This window comes from Streptomyces sp. NPDC001137 (assembly GCF_040298885.1).
Lineage (GTDB): Bacteria > Actinomycetota > Actinomycetes > Streptomycetales > Streptomycetaceae > Streptomyces.
The window spans coordinates 1-16325 of record NZ_JBEPBA010000024.1; the positions used below are offsets into that span (position 1 = coordinate 1).

16 protein-coding genes are annotated in these 16325 nt (G+C 70.6%); 8 read left to right on the top strand and 8 right to left on the bottom strand.

All coding sequences use genetic code 11. The features are described from left to right. The first annotated feature begins 197 nt into the window (after positions 1–197). Positions 198–1496, top strand: coding sequence for an MFS transporter (locus ABT254_RS35570; protein ID WP_351480001.1), 1299 nt, complete (start codon positions 198–200; stop codon positions 1494–1496). Here the strand turns inward: ABT254_RS35570 and ABT254_RS35575 are convergent, their stop codons facing one another. Further along, on the bottom strand, positions 1497–1727 hold the full coding sequence (locus ABT254_RS35575) for a hypothetical protein (RefSeq protein ID WP_266954613.1): 231 nt from the start codon (positions 1725–1727) through the stop codon (positions 1497–1499). A gap of 58 nt (positions 1728–1785) precedes the next feature. On the opposite strand from ABT254_RS35575, the gene map reads away from it, so the two are divergent. Together map and ABT254_RS35585 are read left to right on the top strand one after the other, a co-directional pair. Beyond that, positions 1786–2643 carry a type I methionyl aminopeptidase gene (map, locus tag ABT254_RS35580; RefSeq protein ID WP_351479631.1) on the top strand — a complete coding sequence of 286 codons (858 nt, stop codon included), beginning with the start codon at positions 1786–1788 and terminating at the stop codon, positions 2641–2643. A gap of 102 nt (positions 2644–2745) precedes the next feature. Beyond that, complete coding sequence (locus ABT254_RS35585) at positions 2746–3393, top strand: biliverdin-producing heme oxygenase (RefSeq protein WP_351479634.1); 648 nt, start codon at positions 2746–2748, stop codon at positions 3391–3393. Between the two features lie 10 nt (positions 3394–3403). Here the strand turns inward: ABT254_RS35585 and ABT254_RS35590 are convergent, their stop codons facing one another. Beyond that, positions 3404–4060: a PhzF family phenazine biosynthesis protein gene (locus ABT254_RS35590; RefSeq protein ID WP_351479637.1), complete on the bottom strand. Its 657-nt coding sequence runs from the start codon at positions 4058–4060 to the stop codon at positions 3404–3406. 365 nt (positions 4061–4425) lie between these two features. Here ABT254_RS35590 and efeO point away from each other — a divergent pair, with 365 nt between their 5' ends. Genes efeO through ABT254_RS35610 form a run of 4 tightly spaced genes read left to right on the top strand, consistent with a single transcriptional unit; the run spans position 4426 to position 8703 of the window. Next, entirely contained in the window at positions 4426–5565 is a 1140-nt protein-coding gene (efeO, locus tag ABT254_RS35595; RefSeq protein WP_351479640.1) for an iron uptake system protein EfeO, read from the top strand. Between the two features lie 20 nt (positions 5566–5585). Further along, entirely contained in the window at positions 5586–6866 is a 1281-nt protein-coding gene (efeB, locus tag ABT254_RS35600; RefSeq protein WP_351479643.1) for an iron uptake transporter deferrochelatase/peroxidase subunit, read from the top strand. 3 nt (positions 6867–6869) lie between these two features. Beyond that, entirely contained in the window at positions 6870–7742 is an 873-nt protein-coding gene (efeU, locus tag ABT254_RS35605) for an iron uptake transporter permease EfeU (protein ID WP_351479646.1), read from the top strand. Beyond that, on the top strand, positions 7702–8703 hold the full coding sequence (locus ABT254_RS35610) for an SCO2278 family lipoprotein (protein WP_351479648.1): 1002 nt from the start codon (positions 7702–7704) through the stop codon (positions 8701–8703). Before efeU ends, ABT254_RS35610 begins: the two co-directional genes overlap by 41 nt. A 25-nt stretch (positions 8704–8728) precedes the next feature. On the opposite strand, the gene ABT254_RS35615 is transcribed toward ABT254_RS35610, so the two are convergent. From ABT254_RS35615 to ABT254_RS35635, 5 genes are all read right to left on the bottom strand, one after another. Further along, complete coding sequence (locus ABT254_RS35615; RefSeq protein ID WP_351479651.1) at positions 8729–9463, bottom strand: bifunctional DNA primase/polymerase; 735 nt, start codon at positions 9461–9463, stop codon at positions 8729–8731. A gap of 39 nt (positions 9464–9502) precedes the next feature. Next, positions 9503–10165, bottom strand: coding sequence for a TetR/AcrR family transcriptional regulator (locus ABT254_RS35620; RefSeq protein WP_351479654.1), 663 nt, complete (start codon positions 10163–10165; stop codon positions 9503–9505). 25 nt (positions 10166–10190) lie between these two features. Then, complete coding sequence (locus ABT254_RS35625) at positions 10191–11186, bottom strand: small ribosomal subunit Rsm22 family protein (RefSeq protein ID WP_351479657.1); 996 nt, start codon at positions 11184–11186, stop codon at positions 10191–10193. 214 nt (positions 11187–11400) lie between these two features. Beyond that, a complete protein-coding gene (locus tag ABT254_RS35630; protein WP_351479660.1) occupies positions 11401–12603 on the bottom strand; it encodes a serine hydrolase domain-containing protein in 1203 nt (400 codons plus the stop codon). Continuing rightward, positions 12540–13868: a multidrug effflux MFS transporter gene (locus ABT254_RS35635; RefSeq protein ID WP_351479663.1), complete on the bottom strand. Its 1329-nt coding sequence runs from the start codon at positions 13866–13868 to the stop codon at positions 12540–12542. Before ABT254_RS35635 ends, ABT254_RS35630 begins: the two co-directional genes overlap by 64 nt. Before the next feature lie 143 nt (positions 13869–14011). Between ABT254_RS35635 and ABT254_RS35640 the strand changes: the two genes are divergently transcribed. Further along, the gene (locus ABT254_RS35640; protein WP_351479666.1) at positions 14012–14797 is read left to right on the top strand and encodes an SDR family oxidoreductase; all 786 of its coding nucleotides are present in this window, start codon (positions 14012–14014) and stop codon (positions 14795–14797) included. A 281-nt stretch (positions 14798–15078) separates the two neighbouring features. Here ABT254_RS35640 and ABT254_RS35645 read toward each other — a convergent pair whose 3' ends face one another. Then, the gene (locus tag ABT254_RS35645) at positions 15079–16251 is read right to left on the bottom strand and encodes a D-alanyl-D-alanine carboxypeptidase family protein (RefSeq protein WP_351479669.1); all 1173 of its coding nucleotides are present in this window, start codon (positions 16249–16251) and stop codon (positions 15079–15081) included. Between the last annotated feature and the right edge of the window lie 74 nt (positions 16252–16325).

Sequence of the window (16325 nt, forward strand, 5' to 3'; positions counted from 1 at the left end):
CCCCGCTCCTCAAACGCCGGAGGGGCTGGATTTTGCCGGGCGGGCTTGATCTTTCAGCCCGTCCGGCGTTTGAGGACGAGGCCGTTCAGGCCGAAGCGGGGGTCTGGGGGCGGCAGCCCCCAGGGGACGGGAAGGGGTAGGGGCGGCGGGGGCGAAAACCGGTTGCTCGCGGTGGCCGCTCCCGCCGACCATGGCCCATCGTGACCTGGCTGCGCGCGCTACTCCCCGACCTCACCCCCTGGCGGGCCTCCGCCGACTTCCGACGGCTGTGGGTCTCGGGAACGGTCTCGAACTTCGGGAGCTTCCTGACGTTCGTCGCCCTGCCGGTGCAGCTCAAGGAGCTCACCGGCTCCGCAGCCGCGGTCGGCGCGATCGGCGCCGTAGAACTCCTGCCGCTCCTCGTGTTCGGCCTGTACGGCGGCGCCCTCGCCGACGCACTCGACAAGCGGAAGCTGATCGTGTGGACGGAGGCCGGCCAGGGCCTGCTCAGCGCGGCCCTGCTGGCCAACGCCCTGCTCCCGCACCCCGCCGTATGGCCGCTCTACGTCGTCGCCGCCCTCTCCTCCGCCCTCGTCTCCGTACAGCGCCCGGCCATCGACTCGCTCTGGCCACGCATCGTGGCCCACGAGCACATGCCCGCCGCCTCCGCCCTGAACTCCCTGCGCTGGACGGTCGGCGGCGTCGCGGGCCCGGCGCTCGCGGGCGTGGTCGTGGCGTACGCGGGCCTCGGCTGGGCGTACGGCGCGGACCTCGCGACCTTCGCCGTCTCCGTGCTCCTCATCGTGCGCATCGCCGCCTCCCCCGCCGCCCACGAGGCCGCGAAGCCGTCGCTGAGGGCCATCGCGGAGGGCGCCCGTTACGCCTGGAGCCGCAAGGAACTCCTCGGCACCTACGCCGTCGACCTCGCCGCGATGTTCCTCGCGATGCCGCTCGCGGTACTGCCCTTCCTCGCCGACGAGTTGGACGCGAACTGGGCGCTGGGCCTGATGTACGCGGCGGTCCCGTTCGGGTCGATGCTGGTGGGGCTGACCGGCGGCTGGACCTCACGGGTGCACCGGCACGGGCGGATGGTGGTGCTGTCGGCCGCGCTGTGGGGCCTCGCGATCGCGGGCGCCGGCGTGGTCGGCGACGTATGGCTGGTGCTGCTGTTCCTGACCGTGGCCGGCGGCTGCGACATGGTCAGCGGGATCTTCCGCGGGGCCATGTGGAACCAGACGATCCCGGACGAGCTGCGCGGCCGGCTCGCCGGGATCGAACTGCTGTCGTACTCGGTCGGGCCGACCGTCGGCCAGGTCCGCTCCGGCGGTTTCGCCGCCTGGTGGGGCGTACGGACGTCCGTCTGGTCCGGAGGCCTGCTGTGCGCGGGCGCGGTGGGTCTGCTCGCCCTGTGCCTGCCGAAGCTGATGACGTACGACGTCCGCACGAACGAGCACGCGCTGCGGCTGCGCGACCAGCGGACGGCAGCCGCACCGGCGCAGGCCACGGCGCAGGCCTGATCAGTCGTCGTCAGGGGTTCCGGCAGGGGCGTCGTGCCACTTGGGGTCGTTCTCCCACTCCAGGTTGCGCTCGCGCGCCGTCTGCATCGCGTGCTCGGCCTCCTGACGGGAGGCGTACGGCCCGAAACGGTCCTTGGCGGGGCACTCCGGCCCCTCCTCGACCTTCTTGTGCTCCAGGCAGTAGTACCACTCGCCCGGCTTGCCGACCGTGCGCTTCTTGAACAAGGGCATGACCTGCTCCTCTCGCCAGGAACATGTTCCCCCACGCCCGCTCGTTAGACTCACTGGCATGTCTGGCCAGTCGCTGCTCGTACCAGGGGAGCTGTCCCCCACCCGTTCCGTACCCGGAAACATCCGCCGTCCCGAGTACGTCGGCAAGCCCGCTCCGACGCCGTACACCGGGCCGGAGGTGCAGACCCCCGAGACGATCGAGGCGATGCGGGTCGCCGGCCGGATCGCCGCGCGGGCGATGGAGGAAGCGGCGAAGCTCATCGCGCCGGGGGTCACCACCGACGAACTGGACAAGGTGGCGCACGAGTACATGTGCGACCACGGCGCCTACCCGTCGACGCTCGGCTACCGCGGCTTCCCCAAGTCCCTGTGCACCTCGGTCAACGAGGTGATCTGCCACGGCATTCCGGACTCGACGGTGCTGCGCGACGGCGACATCGTCAACCTCGACGTGACGGCGTACATCGGTGGGGTGCACGGCGACAACAACGCGACCTACCTGGTGGGTGACGTCGACGAGGAGTCGCGGCTGCTGGTGGAGCGGACGCGCGAGTCCCTGAACCGCGCGATCAAGGCCGTCAAGCCGGGCCGCCAGATCAACATCATCGGCCGGGTGATCGAGTCGTACGCCAAGCGCTTCGGTTACGGGGTGGTCCGCGACTTCACCGGCCACGGCATCAACTCGTCCTTCCACTCGGGCCTGATCATCCCGCACTACGACAGCCCGCACGCGACGACGGTCATGCAGCCCGGGATGACGTTCACGATCGAGCCGATGCTGACGCTCGGGACGCACGAGTACGACATGTGGGACGACGGCTGGACGGTCGTCACCAAGGACCGCAAGCGGACGGCCCAGTTCGAGCACACGCTGGTGGTGACGGAGTCGGGGGCGGAGATCCTCACCCTGCCGTAGCGAGCCCGTTGCGATCTTCGAAGGCCCGCCCTGCTGCCGGGGCGGGTCTTTTCTCGTACACTTTTACCGACAGGCTGTCGGCAACCTTGAAAGACGGGGCCCATGGACTCCTTCTCGACCGTCATCCGCACCGCGTCCCACGAGCAGCACATGGAGGCGGAGACCTCGACGTTCATGAGCGACCTGCTGGGCGGACGGCTGGGCGTGGAGGCGTACGCGCGCTACACCGAGCAGCTCTGGTTCGTCTACGAGGCCCTGGAGAGCGAAGCCGAGCGCCTGGCAGCCGACCCGGTGGCCGGCCCCTTCATCCGCCCGGAGCTGTTCCGGCTGGCGGCGCTGGAGCGGGACCTGGCACATCTGCGGGGTCCCGGCTGGCGTACGGCCCTGTCCGCCCTGCCGGCGACGAAGGCGTACGCGGCGCGGGTGAGGGCGTGCGCCGAGCAGTGGCCCGGCGGTTACATCGCCCACCACTACACCCGCTACCTGGGGGACCTCTCCGGCGGACAGATCATCCGGGACAAGGCGGAGAAGACCTGGGGGTTCGCGCGGAAGGGCGACGGGGTGCGGTTCTACGTGTTCGAGGGAATCGCCAACCCGGCCGCGTTCAAGAGGGGTTACCGGGTACTGCTGGACGGGATCCGGGCGGACGACCTGGAGAAGCAGCGGATCGTCGCCGAGTGCAAGCGGGCGTTCGCCTTGAACACTGCGGTGTTCCGGGCGCTGGGCGAGGAGTTCCCGCTGAGCGCATAGGGGCCGGTCCCTAGCGTTCGGGCTGGCGCTCCAGATACACCCGCCCGCCGATCTCCACCCACCCGTACGGCTGGGGAGCCGTGAGGATCTGCGACCCCGCCCCCTGAGTGATGTTGAGCGCCCGCCCCAGCCGATCCGTGAGCAACAGGGCGGCCGCCCCGGTGGCCTCGTCCTCGTCGATGCCGTCGTCCCGGCCGGGAAACCCACGCGCACGGACCCGCCCCGCGGACTCGTCCTCCCACGCCCAGGCGTAGATCCACTCCCCCTTCGGCGGGACCGGCAGGGCGTCGACCTCGGCGGCCGTGGCGTACTGGCGCAGGGTGCGCGGCGGGGCCCACTCCGCGCGGGCCTCGATCCAGCTGAACTCCCCGTCCTGGCGCGCCCCGACCAGCCCTGCCGGGGTGACCAGTTCGTCCACGTCGAGGAGCCAGGCCGCGCCGACGCAGGGGTGGCCGGCGAAGGGCAGGCGCAGGGTCGGGGTGTAGATGTCGATGACTCCGCGCTCGGGGTCGTCGACGAACACGGTCTCGCTGAACCCCAGCTTCGCGGCGAACGCCTGTCGCTCCGCCCGGTCGGGCATGACGGATCCCTCGCGGACGACACCGAGTTCGTTGCCGTAGCCGCCGTTCGGGGCGCAGAAGACACGCAGCACGTCGTAGTCGGTCACGGGGAAATTGAAACACTGGGCGCGTCAAGGGGATGCGCTCGCGGTCGCGTTGCACGGGCCGGGGCTCGGCGCCGCCTGTGCGCACCGGGCACGATTCCGTGCGCCGGCGTTGTCGCGGCTACCGGCGGGCGCCTGACGGGGGCTCCGCTGAGCAGGCTTTGAGGCAGATTCCTTGACGCTTCCTTGACCATCCCTTGGGGTGTGTTTTGAGCCACCGTGATCGTGCCGTGCCCATACAGCGTCCATGAGAGCTGAATCACCGCATGGGCGGGCATCACACAGGCAAGCCTTAGATAAGTTAGGCGAGCCTCACCATTCCTGCGTGAGGCTCGACACGCGATTTTTCGCCAGCCTCAGGAGCCTGCATGCGAGCCGCCAGACTCTCCGTCGTCACCGCCGTCGCCACCGCGGCCGCCCTGACCGCAGTCACCGGCTGCGCCGAGAAAGGCAGCGGGGACGCCAAGGGCGCCATCAAGGTGACCGCGACGGACAGCAAGTGCGAGGTGTCGAAGAAGGAGTTCCCGGCCGGGCACATCGAGCTCACCGTCGAGAACAAGGGCTCCAAGGTCACCGAGGTCTACGTCCTCTTCCCCGACGACCGCATCGTCACCGAGCGCGAGAACATCGGCACCGGCACCAAGCAGACGGTCACCGCCGAGGTGAAGGCCGGCGAGTACACGATCGCCTGCAAGCCCGGTATGAAGGGCAAGGGCATCCGACAGACCGTCCAGGCCACCGGCTCCGGCGCCGCCGCCAAGCGCAACCCCAAGCTGGACAAGGCCGTTGCCGACTACCGCGAGTACGCGCAGGAGCAGGCCGACGCGACGCTCCCGAAGGTGGAGGTCTTCGCCAAGGCGATCAAGGCCGGTGACCTGAAGGCCGCCCAGGACGCCTACGCCCCCTCCCGCGTCGGCTGGGAGCGCACCGAGCCGATCGCCGAGTCCTTCGGTGACATCGACCCGAAGACCGACACCCGCGCCGACGGCCTGGAGAAGGGCCAGAAGTGGACGGGCTGGCACGCGCTGGAGAAGGCGCTGTGGCAGGACAAGAAGATCGGCGCCGAACAGAAGACCCTCGCCGACCAGCTGGTCAAGGACCTGAAGGACTGGCAGCAGCGGGTCGGCAAGGCCGTGATCACCCCGACCTCCATGGCCAACGGCGCCAAGGAGCTGCTGGACGAGGTCGCCACCGGCAAGGTCACCGGCGAGGAGGACCGCTACTCGCACACCGACCTGAGCGACTTCAAGGCCAACGTGGAGGGCGCGCAGAAGGCGTACGAGCTGCTCAAGCCGGTTGCCCAGGCCAATGACAAGACGCTGACCGCCGAGCTCGACAAGCAGTTCGCCGCGCTGAACACGCTGCTCGACAAGTACCGCACCGACAAGACCTCCGACGGCTTCGTGTCGTACGACAAGGTCACCGAGGAGCAGCGCAAGGAGCTCTCGGACGCGGTCAACGCGCTCGCCGAGCCGCTGTCCAAGCTCGCCGCCGCCGTCGTGAAGTGAAGCAGGGGACGGACAACACCATGACGGACACCCAGAAAGCCGCCACCACCGCGGAAGACGCCAACTCCAAGGCCCCCTCCCGCCGTTCGCTGATCGGCTGGGGCGGGGCGGGGCTCGCGCTCGGTGCCGCCGCGGCCGGCGGTGCGGTCGCGATGACCCGCGTCGGCAACGACGTGGATCCCACCGCCGCCGAGGCCGGAGCCGCGGTCGCCTTCCACGGCGTGAACCAGGCCGGCATCGCCACACCCGTGCAGGACAGGCTGCACTTCGCCGCGTTCGACGTACAGACGGACGACCGCGCCGAGTTCGTGCAGATGCTGAAGGACTGGACCGAGGCGGCGCGCCGGATGACGGCGGGCAAGGCGGTCGGCGAGGGCGCCTACGGCGGTCTCGCCGAGGCCCCGCCGGACGACACCGGTGAGGCGCTGGGCCTCAAGCCCTCGCGGCTGACGCTGACGATCGGCTTCGGGCCTTCGCTGTTCGACAAGTTCGGGCTGAAGGACCACCGGCCTCAGGCGCTGGTGGACCTGCCGCAGTTCCCGGGCGAGAACCTCGACAGGAACCGCACCGGCGGCGACCTGTGCATCCAGGCCTGCGCGGACGACCCGCAGGTCGCCGTGCACGCGATCCGCAACCTGGCCCGGATCGGCTTCGGCAAGGTCAACATCCGCTGGTCGCAGCTCGGCTTCGGCAAGACCTCCTCGACGACCCCGGACGCGCAGACCCCGCGCAACCTGATGGGCTTCAAGGACGGCACCCGCAACATCGCGGGCACCGAGACGGACCGTCTGAAGAAGTTCGTGTGGGTCGGCGAGAAGGACGGTCCCGACTGGATGACCGGCGGCTCGTATCTCGTCGCCCGGCGCATCCGCATGCACATCGAGACCTGGGACCGTACCTCGCTCCAGGAGCAGGAGGACGTCTTCGGCCGCGACAAGGGCGAGGGCGCTCCGGTCGGCAAGGCCAAGGAGCACGACAAGCCGTTCCTGAAGGCCATGAAGCCCGACGCGCACGTCCGGCTCGCGCACCCCGACTCCAACAACGGGATCACGATCCTGCGCCGCGGCTACTCCTTCACCGACGGCACCGACGGTCTCGGCCGGCTGGACGCGGGCCTGTTCTTCCTCGCCTACCAGCGCGACGTGCGCAAGGGGTTCATCCCGTTGCAGCGCAACCTGTCGGCGAAGGACGCCCTCAACGAGTACATCCAGCACGTGGGTTCGGCGGTGTTCGCGGTTCCGCCCGGTGTCCGCGACAAGGACGACTGGTGGGGCAGCACGCTGTTCTCCAAGGAGGCGTGAGCCGTGTTCTCGAACTACCTGATCGGTCTGCGCGAGGGACTCGAAGCCAGCCTGGTCGTCTGCATCCTGATCGCCTACCTGGTCAAGACGGGCCGCCGGGACGCCATCCGGCCCATCTGGATCGGCATCTCCATCGCCGTGCTGATCGCGATGGGGTTCGGCTGCATCCTCGAATTCGGCTCCCAGGAGCTGACGTTCCAGGCGCAGGAGGCCCTCGGCGGCTCGCTCTCCGTCGTCGCCGTCGGCCTGGTGACCTGGATGGTCTTCTGGATGCGGCGCACCGCCCGGCATCTGAAGTCGGAGCTGCACGGCAAGCTGGACGCGGCCCTCGCCATGGGCACGGGCGCGCTGGTCGCCACCGCGTTCCTCGCCGTCGGCCGTGAGGGCCTGGAGACCGCCCTGTTCGTGTGGGCCTCGGTCCACGCGGCCAGCGACGGCACCCCGCGCCCCCTGATCGGCGTGGCGCTGGGCCTGGCGACGGCGGTCCTCCTGGGCTGGCTGTTCTACCGCGGCGCCCTGAGGATCAACCTCGCGAAGTTCTTCACGTGGACCGGCGGCATGCTGGTCGTGGTGGCCGCGGGCGTGCTCGCGTACGGCTTCCACGACCTTCAGGAGGCCGACTGGATCCCCGGCCTGACGCACCTCGCGTTCGACATCAGCGACACCATCCCGCCGGACAGTTGGTACGGCACCCTCCTCAAGGGCGTCTTCAACTTCCAGCCGGACCCGACCGTCCTTCAGGTCACGGTGTGGCTGCTGTACCTGATCCCGACGCTCGCGCTGTTCTTCGCCCCGGTAGGGTTCGCCTCCGGGAAGGGGAAGGTGAAGACACCTGATGAGCAGGGATCGCGGCCCTCGAAGGCTCCGCAGGCTTGAGCGACTCGCACTGATTGCGGCCTCGGTGACCGCTTTGTCGTTGACGGCGAGCGGTTGTGTGGTGGTGCACGGGGAGCGCGAGGTGCTCCCCTCCTCCACCCGCGCCGAGGCGGCCAAGGCGCTCGAACAGTTCACGTCCGCGTACAACAAGGCGGACAAGGCGTACGACAGTTCGCTCGACGCCGACCATGTCACCGGCGCCCTGGGCGACATCGACGCGGCCCGCCTCAAGGCCGGTCACACGCTCAGCCCGGCCGGCAATCCGGCGCACACCCCGCTGAAGCTGACCGACGTGACGTACACGATCCCCAAGAAGGCGGGCTGGCCCCGCTGGTTCCTCGCGGAGGCGCAGGGCAACAAGGGCGGCAACCTGCACTGGCTGCTGGTGTTCCACCGCGACGGTCTGGGCCGCCCGTGGAAGGTGGCGTATCTGACGCTGATCCGCCCGGGCACGCTCCCGAAGGTGAAGAAGGACGCGGCCGGCTGGGCCGAGGCCGTACCGGCGAACTCCACCGAACTCGCCGTCCCGCCCGAGGACTTGAGCAAGGACTACGCGGCCTACCTCAAGAACGGCGGGAAGGTCTTCGCTCCGGGTGCGCACACCGACCAGTGGCGCGCGAAGCGCAAGAAGCAGGAGAAGAAGCCGGGCCTGGTCACGCAGTTCATCGACGAGCCCCTGATCAGCGGAAGCTACGCCCCGCTGGCGCTGCGCACGGAGGACGGCGGCGCGCTGGTGTTCTTCACCAACCGCCGCTACGAGAAGCAGACCGCCGCCACGGGCACCTCGATCCCCGCGCAGACCGCGAGCGTGAAGGCACTGACGACCGGCGAGATCAAGCAGTCACTGACGCTGGAGTACATGTCCAACGGGGTGGCTTTGGACCCGAAGCGGGGCACCGGCGGCGACCAGGTGTCGGTCCTGTCCCGGCTGGAAGGCCTGACGTCAGCCCAGGGGTCCTAGAGCCGGTACTGAACCTGAGGCGCTCTCAGTGGCGCAGGGGCCAGGCCGCACCCGCGTGGTCGGGCTCCTCGCCGGCATACCGGGCACCCGCGTCCGTGAGGATCTCGAGCAGGCTCAGCGGATCCGGCAGCGGGTGCTCAAGGCCCCGTACCCAGTGCACGCTCTGGTCGCCGGGCAGCCGGGCGGGCGGTACGAGGACGTAGGAGCCGCGGCAGTGCCACCGCAGCCCCGGATGCTCGTCCATCGTCTCGGGGTGGCAGTCCAGCTCGCACGGCCACCACTCGTCCTCGTCCTCGGGGGTGCCGCGGGTGAGGGTGAAGAACAGCAGGCGTCCGTCGTCGCTCTCGGCGACGGGGCCCACCTCGATGCCTGACGCGAGCAGCCGCTCCAGGGCCTCCCGGCCCGCCTCCAGGGGCATGTCGAGGACGTCGTGCACCATGCCGGTCGCGGTGATGAAGTTGGCCTGCGGCTGGTGGCGGGCCCAGCGCTCGATCTGGGCGCGGTCGGTGGTGGACTGCGTCTGCCAGGCGAAGGACACCGGGTGCCGGGCCGGGGTGGGACAGCCCACGCGGTCGCAGGAACAGCGGTAGCCGGGGGCGGGGTGCGCGGCGGGTGCGAGGGGCAGCCCCGCTCCGGCGGCGGCGAGCAGCAGGGCTTCACGGCCGCCGTCGTCGGCGCCGGTCTCCTTCGGGCGGCGGCCACGCAGCCACTGGGAGAGTTTGCCCTGCCGGCCGTTCCGGCCGCCCAACTCCGCGCTCATCTATCACCCTCGCCTCGCTGTCGTGCGCAACAGCATGCCCTATGGTCCCACCGCGCCGCGCTCCGGGGTACCAGAAGGGACATCCGGGGTACGAGGGGCAAGACCGTGCAGGGCGTACTCGACGAGGGTGTCCGTGTAGTCGTACGAGATCGGTCCCGTGTGCTGGAGCCAGCGCTGGGCGAGGGGCGAGACGAACAGCTCCAGGGCGATGCGCGGGTCGACATCGGCCCGGACCTGACCGGCTTCCTGCGCGGAACGCAGCCGGTCGACGTACAGCTGGAGCGAGGGTTCGAGGAGCTTGGCCACGAACTCCCGGCCGAGCTGCTCGTTGACGAGGCCCTCGGCGGCCAGCGCCCGGGACGGCACCTCGAACCGGGGGTCCTTCAGCTGGTCGACGGTGACCCGCAGTACGGCCTTGAGGTCGGCGGCGACATCGCCGGTGTCCGGGATGACGTACGGCTCCTGGCCCGCGTCCCGCGCCGCCCGCGCGCTGAGGTCGAGGAACGCCTCCAGCAGCACGTCCGCCTTCGATCCCCACCACCGGTAGATCGTCTGCTTGCCGACGCCGGCCCGGGCGGCGATGCCCTCGACGGTCGTCCTCGGGTAGCCGACCTCACCGACCAGGGCGAGGGCGGCGTCGTAGATCGCGCGACGGGACCTCTCGCTGCGGCGGGTGGCGTCCGGGGCGGGCTTCTTGACCATGGACCGACGGTACCGGCTCGTGGTGCTACGACTCCTCGGTGTACGGCGGCCAGGGGTCGCCCCAGTCCGCGTCCCGGGCCGCCTTGTAGAGGTCGCCGTGGCGTTTGGTGACCGTGGTGCGGCCGAGGGCCGGTTCGGTCTCGCACAGGTCCAGGAGCACCTGGCCCTTGCGGATCTGGGGCTTGCGTACGACACGGTTGGGCGCCGGGGCCACCGGGAAGCGGGCGGCGGCGACGTAGCTGAACTTCTCGTCCTCGTACGGCAGGGAGCCGCCCTTGACCTGGCGGTGCAGGGAGGAACGGCTGACCCTTGCCGCGAAGTGGCACCAGTCCGAGCCGGGGACGATCGGGCAGCCGGCACTGTGCGGGCAGGGGGCGGCGATGTGGAATCCGGCGGCGATCAGGCGGTCGCGGGCCTCGATGACGCGGGCGTACCCGGCGGGGGTGCCGGCCTCGACGATCACGACGGCCCGGGCGGCGGCCGCGGCGGCGTCGACGAGGGCGGTGCGGTCGGGTGCGGTGAGTTCGTTGAGGACGTAGGAGACGGTGAGGAGGTCCGTGGCGTCGAGGGTGAGGTCGGCGCCGATACGGGCGCGGCGCCAACTGGCCTGGTGCAGGGCGGGGTTGGCTGCGGCGATCTCCTTGCCGAGGGTGAGGGCGGGTTCGGCCCAGTCGAGGACGGTGACGGGGCGGGTGCCGTCCCAGGTGGCGGTGACGGCCCAGGTGGCTGCGCCGGTGCCGCCGCCGAGGTCGGTGTGGCTGGCGGGGGTGAAGTCCGGGACGGCGTCGGCGAAGGCCTCCAGCGCCTGGTGCACCGCCTCGAAGGTGGCCGGCATGCGGTAGGCGGCGTAGGCGGCCACGTCTGCGCGGTCGCGGAGGATGGGGGCGTCGGTGGGGGTGGCTCCGCGGTAGTTGTCGATGAGGCGGTCGACGGCCTGGGCGGCCTGCTTGGGCGGGAGCCCGTCGAGGAGGGCCGCCAGACTGCGGCGCAGCACTTCGGCCGGGGCTACGGGGTCATTCACCCACCGATTCTATTTCGCCCCCGCCGCCCCTACCCATTCCCGTCCCCTGGGGGCTGCCGCCCCCAGACCCCCGCTTTCGGCCCGAACGGCCTCGTCCTCAAACGCCGGACGGGCTGAGATGGCTGAGCCAAATCCAGCCCCTCCGGCGTTTGAGGAGCGGGGGTCCGGGGGCTGGCCCCCGGGTCGGGACGGGAAGGGGCGGCGGGGGCGAAAATCAGGGTCCGGACGGGCTGCGGTAGACCGCCCGTGCCAGGCGGGTCGCCGCTGCCGCTCGCGGGCGGCTGTCGGGCCCCCGCCGCCGCGGATGCACCGCATTCGCCAGCAGTACCAAGAACGTGTCCGTCGCCGGATCCAGCACCACCGACGTCCCCGTGAACCCGGTATGCCCAGCCGCCCCCCGCCCCGCCAGCTCCCCCATGAACCACGCCTGGTCGACGGCGAAGCCGAGCCCCGGCGGGGTCAGCAGCAGCTCCACGAAGTCCGCGCCCAGGATGCGGGCGGGCCCGTAGGAGCCGCCCGCGAGGAGCGTCCGGCAGAACACCGCCAGGTCACGCGCCGTCGAGAACAACCCCGCATGGCCCGCGATACCCCCCAGCGCCCAGGCGTTCTCGTCGTGGACAACGCCCCGCACCATCCCCCGGTCCACCTTGGCCCACGGCCGCCGCTGATCCTCCGTCGCCGCCGCCCCCGGACAGGGCCCGAAGTCCGTCGACAGCATCCCCAGCGGACGGGTGATCCCGTCATGGATCAGGACGTCCAGGGTCCGCCCGGAAACCCGTTCCAGAACGAACTGGAGCAGCAGAAAGTTGAGGTCGGAGTACGTGTACGTGCCGCGCACCCCGATCGGCACCTCCGCCCGCAGCCGCTCCAGCCGCTCCGTGTCGTCGGCGCAGTCGTACAGCGGAAGTTCGGGCCGCAGCCCGGAGGTGTGGGTGAGCAGCTCCCGCACGGTGATCCCGTGCCGCACGGCCGCCCTGAACTCGGGCAGGTACGCCCCGACCCGCGCGTCGATCCCGAGCGTGCCCCGCTCGATCTGCTGCACGGCGGCGACCGCGGTGAACAGCTTGGTGAGGGAGGCCAGGTCGACGGGTGTGTCGACGGTCATCGGGACCCGGTCCGAGGGCGGAAGTTCGACACCGCGGTCCGTGTCGGGGTCGTAGGCCGAGTATCTGACGGCCCACCCCGCCGCCGCCTCGACGGCGATCACCGGGCCGCGCCCGGCGACGACGACGGTGCCGGCGGCCCAGGGGTGGTCCCCGGTGGTGAGGTCGTGGACCCCCTGGACGAGGTGGTGGAGTTCGCCGGGGTCGAGTCCGGCCCGCTCGGGACTGTCCCTGCGCAGTCTCGGTGCGCTCAGCTCCCCGCTCCTTCCACGCTGGTACGACCTGAGTCGTGAGATCCGCTGTGGGGTCGGCACATTCCCACGAAGCAGCCCAGTGCCACCAGCGCCGCGGCCAGTTGGACGACGGCCATCGGGACGGCGGTGTGCTCTCCGGCGATCCCGACCAGCGGGGAGGCGACCGCGCCGATGAGGAACGAGGAGGTGCCGAGCAGCGCGGACGCCGAGCCGGCCGCGTGCTTGGTGCGCATCAGGGCGAGGGCCTGGGCGTTGGGCAGGGTCACCCCCATCGCGGACATCAGGACGAAGAGGGCCGCGGCGACGGGCGCCAGGCCGACCTTGCCGAAGGCTCCGGTGGACATCAGCAGGAGGGCGGTCGCGGCGGCGATGACGACGAGCAGGCCCGCGCCCAGCGCCCGGTCCAGTCGGACCCTTCCGACCAGCAGCTTTCCGTTGATCTGGCCCACGGCCACCAGCCCGACCGAGTTCAGCCCGAACAGCAGGCTGAACGTCTGCGGGGAGGCGCCGTAGATCTCCTGGATCACGTACGGGGAGGCCGATATGTAGGCGAAGAGTGCCGCGAACGCGAATCCGCCCGCGAGCATGAAACCGGTGAAGGGCAGGTCGGCGAGGAGACGGCGCATCGAGTGCAGGGCCTCGCCGACTCCCCCGCCGTGCCGTTCACCGGACGGCAGGGTCTCGGGCAGCTTCGCCCACACGGCCGCGGTCAGTACCGTCCCGACCACCGTGAGGACCACGAACACGCCACGCCAGTCGGTCACCCGCAGGATCTGGCCGCCGATCAGTGGCGCGACGATCGGGGCGACCCCGCCGATCAGCATGAGGGTGGAGAAGAAGCGGGCCATGGCCACGCCGTCGTACAGGTCGCGGACCACGGCGCGCGCGATGACGATCCCCGCCGCGCCCGCCAGCCCCTGCGCGAGCCGGAACGCGACCAGCAGTTCGACGGTCGGCGCGAACGCGCACAGGACGGTCGAGACGACGTAGGCGACCATGCCGATCAGCAGCGGGCGCCGGCGGCCCCACCGGTCGCTCATGGGGCCGGCCACCAGCTGCCCGAGGGCCATGCCGAGCAGGCAGGCGGTGAGCGTGAGCTGAACGGTGGCCGCGGGAGCGTGCAGGGAGTTCGTGACCTCCGGGAGCGAGGGGAGGTACATGTCCATCGCCAGCGGAGGCGTCGCGGTGAGGCCGCCGAGGATCAGGGTGACGAGCAGGCCGGTACGGGGAACGGTGCGGGCGACGGCCGGTTCCGCTTCCGGTCCGGCCGTCTGCTGTATGTGCGGTGTCGACGCGTGCGGCGTCGACGCCCCCTGCTCGGACATGTGCCCCTCCCTCTCCGAGTGCTACGCCCCTATGGTCTCAGCTCGCACACAGTGCCGATTGTCACCTGCGCGTCGGGCCGCCCGGACCCGGATGGCGGACGGTCTCGTCCCGTATGCCGGACCCTCGCCTACGCTGCGGGCCCATGAATGCCATGGAGACTGAGAAGCAGGGGACCGGCGGGCAGTCGAGGATCGCGGTGGTGACCGGTGCCGGCTCCGGCATCGGGCGGGCGGTCGCCGTGGAGCTGCTGCGTGCGGGCTGGTCGGTGGCGCTGGCGGGGCGGCGCCCCGGGACGCTGGAGGAGACGGCGGCGCTGGTACCCGGCGGCACATGTCTCACCGTACGGACCGACGTCTCGCAGCCGGACGAGGTGGCCGCGCTGTTCGCCGCCACCGTCGAGCGGTTCGGGCGGGTGGACCTGCTGTTCAACAACGCGGGGACGTTCGGTCCCGGCGGGGTGCCGGTCGAGGAACTGGAGTACGAGGCCTGGCGGCATGTGGTGGACACCAACCTCAACGGGGCGTTCCTGTGCGCGCAGGCGGCGTACCGGCAGATGAAGGCGCAGGACCCGCAGGGCGGACGGATCATCAACAACGGTTCGATCTCCGCCCATACGCCCCGGCCGCACTCGGTCGCCTACACGGCGACCAAGCACGCGCTGACCGGCCTCACCAAGTCGCTCTCGCTGGACGGACGGGCGTACAACATCGCGGTCGGTCAGATCGACATCGGCAACGCGGCCACCGACATGACCGCGCGGATGCAGACCGGCGCGCTGCAGGCCAACGGCGAGATCGCGCCCGAGCCGGTGATGGACGTCGCCGATGTGGCGCGCACGGTGCGGCACATGGCCGAGCTGCCGCTGGAGGCGAACGTGCAGTTCGCGACGGTTCTGGCGACCGCGATGCCGTACGTGGGCCGCGGCTGACCGCATCCGCGGATGCTCGAATCGTCAACTTGCACAAGCGGAATTAGTACGTCCGGACCATTGCAGCCGGTCGTGGACTTATGCTCAAATCTCCTCCATAAGAGCTTCACATTTGGGGGAGTGCAGTTCCGTAGGCCAAACCGAGGGGGGAGGCGGCAGCCGTTCCATCGCATCGGGTGGGGGTGGATCTCGCGTGGGACCGCGAGGTACGCACCGGTGCGTGGAACGGCTGCCGCGAACGTCGGTCGGCCGCCTCGTAGACGAGTCGGCTGCCGCGTCCGTCAGTTGGCGTGTCTGCCGCCGCCCTTGCCGCGCCTGCGCAGCGCCCAGATGCCGCCGCCCAGCAGGGCGATCGTGCCGCCCGCGCCCTCCAGCAGCCGCCAGGCCGAGGGGTCCCCGGATCCCGCGCCCGGGGCGCCGGCCGCCGCCTGGGCCGTCTTCCGGGTGGGCGTCGCCCTCGCCCCGCCCTCGCTGAGCGGCTCGACCAGCGTGCCCACCGGTTCGGCCGAACCGCCGTGCGTGAAGCCCCAGTCGAGCAGGGCGGCCGTCTCCTCGTAGACGGCGTTGTAGCCGCTCTTGGGGTGCATCACGGTGGCCAGGAGGGTGCGGCCGCCGCGGGTGGCGGCACCGGTGAAGGTGTTGCCGGCATGGCTGGTGTAACCGTTCTTGACGCCGATCAGCCCGTCGTACGTCTTCAGGCCCCACGCGCCGGTGAGCAGACGGTCGGTGTTCTGGATCTGGAAGGTCTTTTTGCCCCCTGCCGGGAAGTCCGCGATCTTGGTGTGGCAGTACTCGCGGAAGTCGGCGTTCTTCAGTCCGTGCCGGGCGAAGAGCGTGAGGTCGTAGGCGGAGGAGACCTGGCCCTTGTGGTCGAAGCCGTCGGGGCTGACCACATGGGTGTCCAGGGCCTGCAGGTCCGCGGCCTTGGCCTGCATCTCGGCGACCGTCTTCGCCACTCCCCCGTTCATATGGGCGAGCACATGCACCGCGTCGTTGCCGGAGCGCAGGAAGACGCCCTGCCACAGCTGCTCGACGGTGTACGTGATCCCGGGCTTGACCCCGACCAGGCTGGAGCCGGCCGGGATGTCGGCCAGATCGGCGTCGGTCACCTTGTACCGCTCGCTCCGGTGGAACTTCTTCAGGACGGTGTCGGCGAACAGCATCTTCAGCGTGGACGCGGGCGGCAGGCGCCGGTGCGCGGCGAACGAGGCGAGCACCTCTCCGCTCTCGCAGTCGGCGACGATCCAGGCACTTGCGGTGAGTTTCCCGGGCAGCCCTGTGGCGCCGCTCACCTGAATTCCCTTACGGGCGAGTCGCTCACCGCCGACGACGGTGCCGGTAGCGGATGCGGGAGTCGCCGAGGCAAGCGGAATAGCGGCTGCGGCAAGGCCGAGAGCGGCACGCCGGGAGAGGGGAGAAGAACCATGCACCCGGGGACCGTAACACCCACCCAACAGCAGTTTCCTGGCAGTACGCCGTCTACGGCATAGGAATTGCCTGTCTTACGGAATTCTGACCCGGCATCCGA